Here is a 12,887-nt window from a genome sequence, read left to right on the forward strand (position 1 = left end):
CCCCTACTTTACGCGGCTCTCCCCCGCCCCTAACGCCAGGGTTCGGAGACGGTACGCAGCGTGGTGGCGGTGGCCACGGCCGCGGTGACCGCTTCGTGCCCCTTGTCCTCGCGGGAGCCCTCGATGCCGGCCCGGTCCAGCGCCTGCTCCTCGGTGTCGCAGGTGAGGACGCCGAAGCCGATGGGGACGCCGGTGTCGACGGAGACCTGGGTGAGGCCCTGGGTGACGCCCTGGCACACGTACTCGAAGTGCGGGGTGCCGCCGCGGATGACGACGCCGAGCGCGACGATCGCGTCGTAGCCGCGGCCCGCGAGGACCTTGGCGACGACCGGCAGCTCGAAGCTGCCGGGGACGCGCAGGACGGTGGGCTCGCTGATGCCCAGCTCGCCCAGTGCGCGCAGGGCGCCGTCGACGAGCCCGTCCATGACCTTCTCGTGCCACTGGGCGGCGATGACGGCCACGCGCAGGTCGCCGCAGTTCTTCACGCTCAGTTCGGGGGCACCCTTGCCGCTCACGCGCTTCTCCTCGTACGTAGATGGGTTCAGGGAACAGCTGGACTTACTGGTTACTGGTTGGTGCAGGCGGACGTCTTGGGCGTGTCCAGCCAGGGCAGGTCGTGGCCCATCCGGTCCCGCTTGGTGCGCAGGTAGCGGAGGTTGTGCTCGCCCGCGGTGATCGGCATGGGCTCGCGGGCGGTGACGACGAGGCCGTGCCGGGTGAGGGCGTCGGTCTTGTCGGGGTTGTTGGTCATCAGGCGCAGGGTGCGCACGCCGAGGTCGTCGAGGATCTGGGCGCCCGCCGCGTAGTCGCGGGCGTCGGCGGGCAGGCCCAGCTCCAGGTTGGCGTCGAGGGTGTCGCGGCCCTGCTCCTGGAGCTCGTAGGCGCGCAGCTTGGAGAGCAGGCCGATGCCGCGGCCCTCGTGGCCGCGCAGGTAGACGACGACGCCGCGGCCGTTCTCGACGATGCGGCGCATCGATTCCTCCAGCTGGGGACCGCAGTCGCAGCGCAGGGAGTGGAAGACGTCGCCGGTGAGGCACTCGGAGTGGATGCGGACCAGGACGGGCTCGTCGTCGGAGGCGTCGCCCAGGTCGCCGTGGACGAGGGCGACGTGCTCGACTCCGTCGACCGTGGAGCGGTAGCCGTACGCCGTGAACTCGCCGAAGGCGGTGGGCAGATGGACGGTCGCCTCGCGCTTGACCGTGGGCTCGGCGGAGCGGCGGTAGGCGATCAGGTCCTCGATGGAGATGATCGTCAGGCCGTGCTTGCGGGCGAACGGGATCAGCTCGGGCAGGCGCAGCATGACGCCGTCCTCGCCCGCGATCTCCACGATGGCCCCTGCCGGACGCAGGCCCGCGAGGCGGGCGAGGTCGACGGCGGCCTCGGTGTGGCCGTTCCTGGCCAGGACACCGCCGGTGCGGGCGCGCAGCGGGAAGATGTGGCCGGGCCGGACGAAGTCGCCGGGTTCGGCCGTGCCGCTCGCGAGGAGCCGGAGCGTCACGGCGCGGTCGGCGGCGGAGATGCCGGTGGTGACGCCGTGCGCGCCGGAGGCGTCGACGGAGACGGTGAACGCGGTCTTCATCGACTCGGTGTTGTCGCCGACCATCTGCGGCAGGGCGAGCCGGTCCAGCTCCGCGCCCTCCATGGGCGCGCAGATCAGGCCGCGGCACTCGCTCATCATGAACGCGACGATCTCGGGCGTGATCTTCTCGGCGGCGACGACGAGGTCGCCCTCGTTCTCCCGGTCCTCGTCGTCGACGACCACGACGGGGCGGCCCGCGGCGATGTCGCGGATGGCCTGTTCGACCGGGTCGAGGCCGAGGTCGGTGTCGGCGGTGATCTCGTACAGGTGGGCTGCGGTGCTCATGCGTGGGCTCCTTCGAGCGCGGGGGCCTTGGCCGCGGCGGCGCGGGACCGCAGCCACCAGTCGCGCATGCCCCACAGGACGAGCGCGCCGTAGATGACGTAGACGAAGCCGGAGAAGGCGAAGCCGTTGGCGAAGTTCAGCGGGACGCCGACGAGGTCGACGAGGAGCCAGGCGAACCAGAACTCGACCATGCCGCGCGCCTGGGCGTACATGGCGACGACGGTCCCGACGAAGATGTAGGCGTCCGGCCACGGGTCCCACGACAGCGTCGGGAACGCGGTGAACAGGCCGCCGACGGCGAGGGTGCCGAGCGCGGCGGCGCCGACGAGGGCGCCCCGCTCGCGCCAGGTGGCGAACCGCACGGCGATGGAGCCGTCCTGCGCCGTGCCCTGGCCGCGGTTCCACTGCCACCAGCCGAAGAGGGCGACGACGATGACGACGAGCTGCTTGCCCGCGCTGCCCGAGAGGTGGGCGGTGGCGAACGCGGTGAGCAGGATCGCGCCGGAGACCAGCTGGGCGGGCCAGGTCCATATGGAGCGGCGCCAGCCGAGCGCGAGGGCTATCAGACCGATCGTGTTGCCGATCATGTCCGACCAGAGGATGTGCTGGTCGAAGAGGGTGAACGCTTCCGTGTTGAGCCAGTTCACTTGGTGCCCCCCTGAGCGCTGTTCCGGCCGGTGTGCTGATCGCTGCCCTGGTAACCGAGCATCCGCTCGACGTATTTCGCGAGGACGTCGACCTCGAGGTTGACCGGGTCGCCGGGCTGCTTGATGCCGAGCGTGGTCAGGTCGAGGGTGGTGGGGATGAGGCTGAGGGTGAAGTAGTCGGCGCCCGCCTCGACGACGGTCAGGCTCACGCCGTCGACGGTGATGGAGCCCTTCTCGACGACGTACCGGGCCAGCTCGTCGGGGAGCGAGATCTTGACGATCTCCCAGTGCGTGGAGGGAAGACGTTCGATGATCGTGCCGGTGCCGTCGACGTGGCCCTGCACGATGTGGCCGCCGAAGCGGCCGTCCGCGATCATCGGGCGTTCGAGGTTGACGCGGGAGCCGGTCGCGAGCGCGCCGAGGCTGGAGCGCTTGAGGGTCTCGGCCATGACGTCGGCGGTGAAGGAGTCGCCGTCGTGCTCGACGACGGTGAGGCAGACCCCGTTGACCGCGATGGAGTCACCGTGCTTGGCGCCTTCGGTGACGACGGGGCCGCGGACGCGGAAGCGACATGCCTCGACCGGGCTGCCGAACGTCTCGACGGCGGTGATCTCGCCCAGCTCTTCGACGATTCCGGTGAACACTTCCCGGGTCCTCCCTCTGAGGGACTGGACTCCGGGGCACTGTCGCGCGACGACGACAGAACGTACGGACTGCGGCACCGGTTCATTACAGGGACGACGCCGAACGGCGGGACCGGCCACGACACGTGGACGGCACCCGGAACAGACGGCGACGCGCACCCTGGGGTGCCCGCCCGCCGCGCACTGCCTCCCATCCGGACTTTAACCGTCGGTCCAGGAATTTCACCTGGTCAACCGGCCACTGGACGTGACCGGGTCGCGGACTGTAACCGCCGGTTCGGACTTTCACCGACCCCGGAGTGCGCTGCTTCTGGTACACGGCCAGTGTGCCACGTCCGATCGATGTGCATGCATGGGTGTGCTGTGTGCTGGCTCACAGGGGTGCGGGCGCCGGCGGGCCCGTCTGACAGGCTGCGTACGTGACGACCAGCTCAGCCACCCACCCTGCCGACGGCCCCGGGCGCGCCGCCGAGTTCGAGCGGCACCGCCCGCGGATGTTCGGTCTCGCCTACCGGATGCTCGGCTCCGCCGAGGAGGCGCAGGACGTGGTGCAGGACGCCTACCTGCGGTTCGCCGGTACCGAGCCGGGTTCGATCGAGCACCTCGGGGGCTGGCTCGCCAAGGTCGTCACGAACCTCTGCCTGAACCGGCTGACGTCGGCCCGGGCGCGGCGCGAGCAGTACGCGGGGCCGTGGCTGCCCGAGCCGGTCCTCACCTCCGACGGCGCGCTCGGCCCGCTGGAATCGGCGGAGCAGCGCGACTCGGTCTCCGCCGCGCTTCTGGTGCTCCTCGAGCGGCTGACGCCGACCGAGCGCGCCGTGTACGTGCTGCGCGAGGCGTTCGCGTACGGCTACCGGGAGATCGCCGGGGTCCTGGACCTGGGCGAGGCGCACTGCCGTCAGCTGTACCGGCGGGCGACGGCCCGGATCGGGGAGCCGGGGGCGCGGTTCGAGCCGTCGGAGCGGGTGCGGCGGGAGCTGGCGGAGGCGTTCACCGGGGCGGCGCGCGAGGGCGATCTGGCCGCGCTGGAGAACATGCTCGCCGCCGACGTGGTGTGGTGGAGCGACGGTGGCGGCAAGGTCAGCGCGGCGCGCAGGCCGGTCGCGGGCCGCGAGAAGGTGCTGCGGTTCCTGGTGGGCATCGCGGAACGGTATCTGGTGGGTGCGGAGCTGTCGGTCGCCGAGGTCAACGGGGGTCCGGGGCTCGTCGCCACGGTCGGGGGCACGGTGTTCGCGGTCGTCACGTTCGAGGTGCGGGGCGGTCTCGTGGTGGCCGCGCAGACGGTCGTCAGCCCGGACAAGCTGGAGTTCGTGAACCGTCAGCGGGCCTCGTCCGGAGATTTCTGAGCGGAAATCCCCGGAGGCTGTCACATTCGCGCGGGTCCGCCGGTTCTCAGTTCCGTACGGGTGCTCCACGAGGGAGCGCTCCGGATGCGGAGGAGCTGATGCGGCCGTGACCACGATCGTGGTGACCGGGGGTACCGGGACGCTGGGCCGGCTCGTCACCGAGCGGCTGCGCGAGGGCGGGCACGAGGTGCGGGTGCTGAGCAGGAAGTCCGAGCGGTACGCGGTCGACCTGCGCGAGGGCGGACCCGCGCTCGACCGGGCCGTCGAGGGGGCGGATGTCGTCGTGCACTGCGCGTCGTCGCCGCGCGGCGGGGACGAGGAGGCCGCGCGGAACCTGATCGGGGCCGCGCGCCGGGCGAAGGTCCCGCACCTCGTCTACATCTCCATCGTCGGCGTCGACCGGGTGCCGTTCGGCTACTACAAGGCGAAGCACGCAGTGGAGCGGCTGGTCGAGGAGTCCGGGATCGGCTGGACGATCCTGCGCGCGACGCAGTTCCACGGGTTCGTCCACGACATCCTGCGCACCTTCGCGAAGTCACCGGTGATGGTGCTCCCCGCAGGACTCGACGACCAGCCGATCGAGGTGGCGGAGGTCGCCGACCGGCTGGCCGTGCTGGCCCTTGAGCCCCCGGCGGGCCGGGTCCCCGACATGGGCGGCCCCGAGATCCGCACGTTCAAGGACCTGGCCCGCGCCTACCTGCGGACGGAGGGGAAGCACCGGGCGGTGGTGAGCGTGCCGCTGGCGGGGAGGACGTACCGGGCGTTCCGCTCGGGCGGCCATCTGGCACCGGAGCGGGCGGTGGGGAAGGTGACGTTCGAGGAGTATCTGCGGCGCTGATCCTCCGGGGCGGGGCTAGCCACCCGCCCCGAAGACCTCCTCCTGCGCCGCCTCCCGCGCCATCAGGAGCGCCCCGCGCAGCACCGCTTCGCCGCCCAGCGCCCCGGGCCGGACCTCCGTCGCCAGCGGGGACATGCGGCTCAGGCGGGTGGTGACGCGGTGGGCCAGGGTCTCGGCGCCCGCCCGGCCCACCTCGCCGGCGAGGACCAGGCAGCCGGGGTCGAGGACCGCGACGATCGCGGCGGCGCCGAGGACGACGCGGTCGGCGAGGGCGTCGAGGAAGGCGTCCGCGCCGGCGGCGACCGCGTCGCGGACCACCTCGGCGGCGCGCTCCACCGGCTCGCCCGGCGCCACGAGACCGTGCGCGGCGGCCAGTTCGAGGATCGCGGCGGAACCGGCCAGGGAGTGGTAGCCGCCGCCGCAGTCGATGGCGGTGGGCAGTCCGGTCGTGCCGGGCACGGGCAGGAAGCCGACCTCCCCGGTGCCGCCGGAGGCACCGCGGCGCAGCTTGCCGTCGAGGACGACGGCCGCGCCGATGCCGAGCCCGAGCCAGAGCAGCACGAAGGTGTCCTGCGCGCGGGCGGCGCCGTCGACCTGCTCGGCGAGGGCCGCGAGGTTCGTCTCGTTCTCGACCAGGACCCGGGCGGGCAGCCGCTCCTGGAGCACGGCGACCAGACGGCGGTGCCACTCGGGGAGGCCGGAGGAGTCGCGGAGTTCGCCCGACGCCGGGTCGATCAGGCCGGGGGCGCCGATGCCGACGGTGTGCAGCCGGTCGACGCCCGCTTCCTTCGCCGTGTGTTCCAGGAGGGCGACGGCGCGCTCGACGGCGGCGCCGGTCCGCTCCCCCGCCTCGACCGGCAGGGACGCCCGCGCGAGCACCGTGCCGAGGAGGTCGGCGACGACGAGGCGGACGCTCTCGGTGCGCACGTCGAGCGCCGCGAGGTGCGCGCGGTCGGCGACGATCCCGTACAGCCGGGCGTTGGGGCCGCGGCGCTGGGCGCCCGCCTCCCCCACGACCCTGACGAGCCCGGACGCGGTGAGCCGCTCGACGAGGTCGGCGACCGAGGGCCGGGAGAGCCCGGTGCGGTCCTTCAACTGCCCGGCGGTGAGCGGGCCTTCGTCCTGGAGGAAGCGCAGCGCGAGCCGGTCGTTGATGGCGCGGGCGGTCCTCGGAGTCGCGGGCATGGCGGGATCCTACGCCGAAAAGAGGGGTAACTATCAGGCAGGGTTCCTGATAGTTTACGGCGGCCACCTCGAACGCGCGGTCGGGACGCGTACGGGGACCTACGGGAGGGGCCCGCCGGATGAGTGAAGTGACGTACGCGCTGCCGAGCGTGAAACGGGCGCGCTACGCCGTCGCGACCGTGTTCTGCGTGCACGGCGCGGTGACCGGGTCCTTCGCGACCCGCGTGCCGTGGATCCAGGACCACGCGGGCGTCAGCGCGGGCCAGCTCGGCCTCGCGCTCGCCTTCCCCGCGATCGGCGCGTCCGTGGCGATGCCGCTCGCGGGCAGCGTGACCCACCGGTTCGGCGCGCGGACGGCGCTGCGCGGCCTGCTCGCCCTGTGGACGCTGGCCCTGGTCCTGCCCTCGCTCGCCCCCAACCTGCTCACGCTCTGCGCGGTCCTCTTCGTCTACGGCGCGTCGGCCGGCATGTCGGACGTGGCGATGAACGCGCTCGGCGTCGAGATCGAGACCCGCCTCGACAAGTCGATCATGTCGGGGCTGCACGGCATGTGGAGCGTGGGCGCGCTCATCGGCTCGGCGGGCGGCACCCTCGCCGCGCACATGGGCGCCGACGCCCGCCTGCACCACCTGCTGGCCGCCGCGGTGCTGACCGTGGCCGGTTTCACCGCCTGTCAGTGGGTGCTCGACCTGCGCCCGGCGGAGGACGAGGAGGCACCGCCGCGGTTCGCGCTGCCGCCCAAGTCCGCGCTGCTCATCGGCGCGGTCGGGTTCTGCGCCGTCTTCGCCGAGGGCGCGAGCCTGGACTGGTCGGCGGTCTACCTGCGCGACGTCCTCGACACCTCAGCCGGGCTCGCCGCCGCCTGCACCACGGCGTTCACGCTCACCATGGCGGTGGCCCGGATCGCGGGCGACGCGATCGTGGACCGGTTCGGCGCGGTGCGCACCGTACGGGTGAGCGGCGTCATGGCCACGGTCGGCGCGCTGCTCGTGGTGACCGCCCCGAACCCGCCGGTCGCGATGGCCGGGTTCGGACTGCTCGGCCTCGGCATCGCGGTCGTCGTCCCGCTCGCCTTCGCGGCGGCCGGGCGCAGCGGACCCAACCCGAGCCAAGCCATCGCGGGCGTCGCCACGATCACGTACACCTCGGGCCTGATCGCCCCGTCGGCCATCGGCACGGTCGCCGACATGACGAGCCTGGTGGTGTCGTTCGGCCTGGTCACGGCGTTGACCTGCGGGCTGGTGGTGTGCGCCGGGGTGCTGCGCGGGGCGGACCGGACGACGACGGCCCCGAAGGACGCGTCGGTGGCGCGCACCGACTGAGCGCCACCCGAGTGGCTCGGCGCCGGGCAGGGCTCGTACGTACGTGCCCTTACCATGAGGCGATCGTTTCGAGCCACAGAAAGCAGAACTCACATGGACCTCGGCGTGCGCTGGAAACTCCACGGCGGCGACGGGCGAACCCCGGCCCCCGGCGCCGTCGTCCGCCCCGACGAGCGGCTGACGTGGCCGCGCACGATCGGGCTCGGCGCGCAGCACGTGGTCGCCATGTTCGGCGCCAGCTTCGTGGCCCCCGTACTCATGGGGCTCGACCCGAACCTCGCCATCATGATGTCCGGCGTCGCGACGGTGATCTTCCTGCTCGCGACGCGCGGCCGGGTCCCCAGCTACCTGGGCTGTTCGCTCTCCTTCGTCGGGGTCGCGGCCGTGATCCGGGCGCAGGGCGGCACCAGCGCCACCGTGACCGGCGCGGTCCTCGTCGTCGGCGCCGTGCTCTTCCTCGTGGGTCTCGCGGTGCAGCGGTTCGGGGCGCGGATCATCCACGCCGCGATGCCGCCCGTGGTCACCGGCGCGGTCGTCATGCTGATCGGCTTCAACCTGGCGCCGGTCACGGCGTCCACGTACTGGCCGGCCGACCAGTGGACGGCGCTCCTCGTGATGCTGTTCACCGGTCTGGCCGTGGTGTGCCTGCGTGGTTTCTGGTCCCGCATCGCGATCTTCCTCGGCCTGATCTTCGGCTACGTGATCTCGTGGCTGTTCGACCGGATCTTCGGCAAGATCCACTCGGTGAACGGCGGCACCGCTGCGGTCGACCACTGGCGCCTGGACTTCTCGGCGGTCGGCAAGGCGGACTGGATCGGCCTGCCCACCTTCCACGGCCCGTCCTTCCAGTGGTCCGCGATCCTCGTCGCGCTGCCCGTGGTCATCGCCCTGATCGCGGAGAACGCCGGACACGTCAAGGCCGTCGGCGAGATGACCGGCGAGAACCTGGACGACAAGCTCGGCACCGCGATCTCCGCGGACGGCGTCGGCTCGATCCTCTCCACCGCCGTCGGTGGCCCGCCCAACACCACGTACTCCGAGAACATCGGCGTCATGGCCGCGACCCGCGTCTACTCCACGGCCGCCTACTGGGCGGCGGCCGGTTTCGCCCTGCTCTTCGGCCTGTGCCCGAAGTTCGGCGCGATCGTCGCGGCGATCCCGGGCGGCGTCCTCGGCGGCATCACCGTCATCCTCTACGGCATGATCGGCCTGCTCGGCGCGCAGATCTGGATCAACGCCAAGGTCGACCTGCGCAACCCGCTGAACCTGGTCCCCGCCGCCGCGGGCATCATCATCGGCGTCGGCAACGTCTCCCTGAAGTTCTCCGACAACTTCTCCCTCAGCGGCATCGCGCTCGGCACGATCGTCGTGATCACCGGGTACCACGCGCTGCGCGCGATGGCGCCCGCGCATCTGAAGACGCAGGAGCCGCTGCTCGACTCGGGCACGTCGACGTACGACGAGGAGGCGCGGCGGTAGGTCCCTGTTCGCTCGTTCTGGGGAAGCCGCGAGCGAGGCCGCGCCCGCGGCGTGCCACGGCTGCGACTCTTCGCTCATGGCGCAGTCGCAGCAGCAGTACGAGCCGCCCGCAACGGCACAAGGGGGCCACCAGGGCGTCGCCCTGCAGGCCGCTCAAGGGGTCGACGCGGTGATCGCGCGGATGCGCGTGCTCGCCGCGGAACTGCCGCCCCGGGACGGTGTGGCGGTCTTTCAACCGGGGTCTACCTCGCCGTCACCGAGGCCGTGGACCGGGCCATCGACAGCGGCCCGGCGGGCGGCTTCCCCGACCCACCGCCGCCGTCACCCTCGACGTCCGCTTCGCGGAGCGCTACCTCACGGCCGTCGACGCGGCCTCCCCCGGGCTGCTGCTCGGCCCGGCGTGCTGGCGCCCGCTCCGCCGCCACCCCGGCGTCCGCCGCTCCAGTTCGCGCTGGCCGGATCAACGCGCACATCGGCCACGATCTGGCGCTCGCCGTGTGGACGCGTGCCACGTGCTCGGCTGCGAACCGGCGCCTGGAGGACGAGTTGAGCGCGTCGGCGACCTCCTCGTCACCTGGAGGAGCGGATCCGCGAGGAGCTGATGCCGGGCCCCGACCTCCTCCAGGTCGCCGACCCGCTCACCCACCTGCTCGGTTCGTGGAGCCTGGAGCGGGCGCGCGACGCGGCGTGGGGCGCGGCCCGCGCGCTGTGGGCGCTGCGCGGACTGCCGGGCGTCGCGGCCGAGTTCGCGCGCTCCATGGACACGTCCGTCGGTCTGGTGGGCCGCATGCTGCTGACCCCGCTGCCGGAGTAGAAACGTTCGGCATACACGGAACTCCCGTGCGCCGCTCGCGCGTTGATCCTGCGACATCCGATGCGCACGCGACGAAGGAGCACGGTATGGCGACCCGCCTCGGCCTCGGCCTCCCGCAGATGCGACAGTACGACACCGGCCGCGACATCCCGGACGTGGCCCGCGCCGCGGAGGCCACCGGGTACGACAGCCTCTGGGTCTTCGAGCGGATCCTGTTCCCCGAGCCCGCCCGGCAGGGGCTCTACGGCGTCCCGGGCCTCCCCTGGCCCGACCGGTACCGCTCGGTCGCCGACCCGCTGGTCTCGCTCACCCTTGCCGCGGCGGTCACCTCCCGCGCCCGGCTCGGCACGAGCGTCCTGGTGGCCCCGCTGCACGTACCGTTCCAACTGGCCCGCGCCCTCGCCTCGTTGGACGCGGCGAGCGGCGGACGGGTCGTCGCCGGGCTCGGCACCGGCTGGTCGCACGACGAGTACGCGGCGGCGGGTGTGGCGCCCTTCGAGCGGCGCGGCAAGGTCCTGGACGAGCTCCTCGCGGTCTGCCGCGCGGTGTGGGGCCCGGACCCGGTGGCGTACGAGGGCGAGCTGACGACGATCGCGCCGTCCGTGGTGGGCCCGAAGCCCGCGGGACCGCTGCCGATCCTGCTCCCCGCGAACAGCGCGAAGGCCGCGCGCCGCCTGGTCGACCACGCGGACGGCTGGCTGCCCGCCGCGACCGGCGCCGAGGCGCTGAAGCAGCAGTGGGCCGAGCTGCGCGCGCTCGCCGAGGAGCGGGGCCGCACGGCGCCGCTGCGGAGCGTGCTGCGGGCGAACACGCTCTACACGCGCGAGCCGTACACGGCCGACGACCGCCGCCCGTTCCAGGGCAGCGCCGACCAGATCGTCGAGGACCTGGTCGCGCACGACGAGGTGGGCCTGGAGGAGATCCTCGTCGACCTCCAGGGCGACTGCCGCGACGCCCAGGAGCTGAAGGACGTCGCGGCGGAGGTCTACGAAAAGGCCAGGTCGGCCGGTATCTGAGAGCCTGTCCGCAAGGGCTCAGTCCTCGGGGAGTTCGACCGGCGCGATCTCGTCGTACACGTCGCCGGGCCCGGGGTTGGTCGCGTCGGTGGCGCCGCCCAGATGGTGCATGACGCCCCACACGGCGTTGAGCGCGGTCTGCACGGCGCCCTCGGCCCAGCCCGCCGTCCAGGAGATGTCGTCGCCGGCGAGGAAGATGCCGCGCCGGTCCTCGGGGAGGCGGTCCTGCATGAAGTGGGTGAAGAGGCGGCGCTGGTAGCGGTAGTGGCCGGGCAGGTTGGCCTTGAACGCGCCCATGAAGTAGGGCTCGTTCTCCCAGGAGACGGTGACCGGGTTGCCGATGATGTGCTTGCGGATGTCGACGTCCGGATAGATCTCGCCGAGCGACTTGAGCATGACCTCCATGCGCTCGTTGGCCGAGAGCGGCAGCCACTTCAGGCTGTCGTCGCACCAGGTGTAGGAGAGGCAGATGACGGCGGGCTTGTCGGGGCCGTCGTCCAGGAGGTAGGTGCCGCGCGTCATGCGGTCGGTGAGCGTCATCGACATGGTGTCGCGGCCGGTCGCCGGGTTCTTGTCCAGCCAGAACGGCCGGTCGACCGGGACGAACAGCTTGCTGGACTCCATGTAGTGGGTTCGCTCGATCGCCGTCCAGTGGTCGATCGGGAAGAGCGCGTCGTCGCAGGCCACCTTGGAGAGCAGCATCCAGGACTGCGCGGTGAAGATCGCGGCGCGGTAGGTCCGGATGTCGCCGTCCGCGTCGGTGACGGTGATGTGGTTCCCGGCGGTACGGGCGAGCCGCGTCACGGCGGGCCGGGGCGTCCCCGCCTCGTGCAGCGACGCGAGCGAGGTCCCGGGCGCCCAGTGCACGATCTTCTCGGGCTCGCGCTCCCACAGCCGCAGCGGAAGCTGCTGCGAGCCGCCGACGATGCCGCGGTGGTGGTCGTCGGCCTCGGTGTAGACGACGCGCAGGATCTCCAGGATGGAATTGGGGAAGTCGGTGTCCCAGCCGCCGGTGCCGAAGCCGACCTGGCCGAAGATCTCGCGGTGGCGGAAGGACTTGAACGCCTCGGAGTCGCAGAGGAAGCCGTAGAAGGTCTGGTTGTCGAGCTTCTCGACGAGCTGCGACCAGATCTCGCGGATGCGCGGCACGTCGCGCTCGCGCATCGCCTGGTTCATGTCGCTGAAGTCGGCGCCCTCCTCCAGGCAGGCGCCCCACGCGGCGGCGACGTCGCGGTAGACCTGCGGCAGGTCACGAATCGTCTCGGCGTAGTGGCTCTCGCCCTTGAGGTCGACGACGGTGGAGGGGGTCGCCGGGGAGAGCGGGTTCGGGAACGGCCGCGTCCGGAGGCCCACCAGGTCGATGTAGTGCTGGAGCGCGGTCGAGGACGGCGGGAAGCGCATTGCGCCCATCTCGGCGCTGAGTCCGGCCGCGTCCGGCGGCGTCCCGTCGAAGCCGACCGTGCGCAGCCGCCCGCCGATCTTGTCCGCCTCGTAGACGACGGGCTTGAGCCCCATCTTCATCAGCTCGTACGCGGCGACGATGCCCGACAGGCCGCCGCCGATGACGGCGACCTCGGTGCCGTGCTCGGTCGCCGGTATCTGCCCGAGCCCCGCCGGGTGCGCGAGGAAGTCGTCGTACGCGTACGGGAAGTCAGGGCCGAACATGGTGATCGGCGGCTGCGCTTCGGTGTGCTGGACGGCGGTCGGCACCGTGGACGTCATGGGGTACGGA

Annotated in this window: 11 protein-coding genes, 1 pseudogene and 1 riboswitch; of the genes and pseudogenes, 6 read left to right on the forward strand and 6 right to left on the reverse strand. The window is 72.3% G+C overall.

The features are described 5' to 3' along the window. Positions 1 to 29 precede the first annotated feature (29 nt). Genes ribH through N5I75_RS05395 form a run of 4 tightly spaced genes read right to left on the reverse strand, consistent with a single transcriptional unit; the run spans position 30 to position 3,155 of the window. Positions 30 to 515, reverse strand: coding sequence for a 6,7-dimethyl-8-ribityllumazine synthase (ribH, locus tag N5I75_RS05380; protein WP_389722182.1), 486 nt, complete (start codon positions 513 to 515; stop codon positions 30 to 32). 50 nt (positions 516 to 565) lie between these two features. Next, a complete protein-coding gene (locus tag N5I75_RS05385; RefSeq protein ID WP_476674855.1) occupies positions 566 to 1,864 on the reverse strand; it encodes a bifunctional 3,4-dihydroxy-2-butanone-4-phosphate synthase/GTP cyclohydrolase II in 1,299 nt (432 codons plus the stop codon). Then, entirely contained in the window at positions 1,861 to 2,511 is a 651-nt protein-coding gene (locus N5I75_RS05390) for a nicotinamide mononucleotide transporter family protein (RefSeq protein WP_476674857.1), read from the reverse strand. Before N5I75_RS05390 ends, N5I75_RS05385 begins: the two co-directional genes overlap by 4 nt. After that, positions 2,508 to 3,155 carry a riboflavin synthase gene (locus tag N5I75_RS05395; protein WP_476674859.1) on the reverse strand — a complete coding sequence of 216 codons (648 nt, stop codon included), beginning with the start codon at positions 3,153 to 3,155 and terminating at the stop codon, positions 2,508 to 2,510. Before N5I75_RS05395 ends, N5I75_RS05390 begins: the two co-directional genes overlap by 4 nt. A gap of 176 nt (positions 3,156 to 3,331) precedes the next feature. Continuing rightward, positions 3,332 to 3,462, reverse strand: a riboswitch (FMN riboswitch). 112 nt (positions 3,463 to 3,574) lie between these two features. On the opposite strand from N5I75_RS05395, the gene N5I75_RS05400 reads away from it, so the two are divergent. Beyond that, positions 3,575 to 4,501: an RNA polymerase sigma-70 factor gene (locus N5I75_RS05400; RefSeq protein ID WP_476674861.1), complete on the forward strand. Its 927-nt coding sequence runs from the start codon at positions 3,575 to 3,577 to the stop codon at positions 4,499 to 4,501. Between the two features lie 106 nt (positions 4,502 to 4,607). Then, positions 4,608 to 5,339, forward strand: a complete 732-nt coding sequence (locus N5I75_RS05405) for an SDR family oxidoreductase (protein WP_476674863.1) — start codon at positions 4,608 to 4,610, stop codon at positions 5,337 to 5,339. Between the two features lie 15 nt (positions 5,340 to 5,354). Here the strand turns inward: N5I75_RS05405 and N5I75_RS05410 are convergent, their stop codons facing one another. Next, positions 5,355 to 6,524, reverse strand: a complete 1,170-nt coding sequence (locus tag N5I75_RS05410) for an ROK family transcriptional regulator (RefSeq protein ID WP_476674865.1) — start codon at positions 6,522 to 6,524, stop codon at positions 5,355 to 5,357. 119 nt (positions 6,525 to 6,643) lie between these two features. Between N5I75_RS05410 and N5I75_RS05415 the strand changes: the two genes are divergently transcribed. From N5I75_RS05415 to N5I75_RS05430, 4 genes and pseudogenes are all read left to right on the forward strand, one after another. Further along, positions 6,644 to 7,846: an MFS transporter gene (locus N5I75_RS05415; protein WP_476674867.1), complete on the forward strand. Its 1,203-nt coding sequence runs from the start codon at positions 6,644 to 6,646 to the stop codon at positions 7,844 to 7,846. Between the two features lie 93 nt (positions 7,847 to 7,939). Further along, positions 7,940 to 9,325 (forward strand): uracil-xanthine permease family protein, encoded by a 1,386-nt coding sequence (locus N5I75_RS05420; RefSeq protein ID WP_476674869.1) that lies wholly within the window; start codon positions 7,940 to 7,942, stop codon positions 9,323 to 9,325. Positions 9,326 to 9,506: 181 nt separating this feature from the next. Then, a pseudogene (locus tag N5I75_RS05425) lies at positions 9,507 to 10,139 on the forward strand (DUF5995 family protein). An 86-nt stretch (positions 10,140 to 10,225) separates the two neighbouring features. Further along, positions 10,226 to 11,155, forward strand: a complete 930-nt coding sequence (locus N5I75_RS05430; RefSeq protein ID WP_476674871.1) for an LLM class F420-dependent oxidoreductase — start codon at positions 10,226 to 10,228, stop codon at positions 11,153 to 11,155. Between the two features lie 18 nt (positions 11,156 to 11,173). Here the strand turns inward: N5I75_RS05430 and N5I75_RS05435 are convergent, their stop codons facing one another. After that, positions 11,174 to 12,877, reverse strand: coding sequence for a flavin monoamine oxidase family protein (locus tag N5I75_RS05435; RefSeq protein ID WP_476674873.1), 1,704 nt, complete (start codon positions 12,875 to 12,877; stop codon positions 11,174 to 11,176). Positions 12,878 to 12,887: the final 10 nt, after the last annotated feature.

The organism is Streptomyces sp. R818 (genome assembly GCF_056172735.1).

Coding starts and splice junctions, on each gene's coding strand:
- N5I75_RS05385 (WP_476674855.1), bottom strand. CDS start 1,864: ATGAGCACCGCAGCCCACCTGTACGAGATCACCGCCGACACCGACCTC.
- N5I75_RS05410 (WP_476674865.1), bottom strand. CDS start 6,524: ATGCCCGCGACTCCGAGGACCGCCCGCGCCATCAACGACCGGCTCGCG.
- N5I75_RS05415 (WP_476674867.1), top strand. CDS start 6,644: ATGAGTGAAGTGACGTACGCGCTGCCGAGCGTGAAACGGGCGCGCTAC.
- N5I75_RS05420 (WP_476674869.1), top strand. CDS start 7,940: ATGGACCTCGGCGTGCGCTGGAAACTCCACGGCGGCGACGGGCGAACC.
- N5I75_RS05430 (WP_476674871.1), top strand. CDS start 10,226: ATGGCGACCCGCCTCGGCCTCGGCCTCCCGCAGATGCGACAGTACGAC.
- N5I75_RS05435 (WP_476674873.1), bottom strand. CDS start 12,877: ATGACGTCCACGGTGCCGACCGCCGTCCAGCACACCGAAGCGCAGCCG.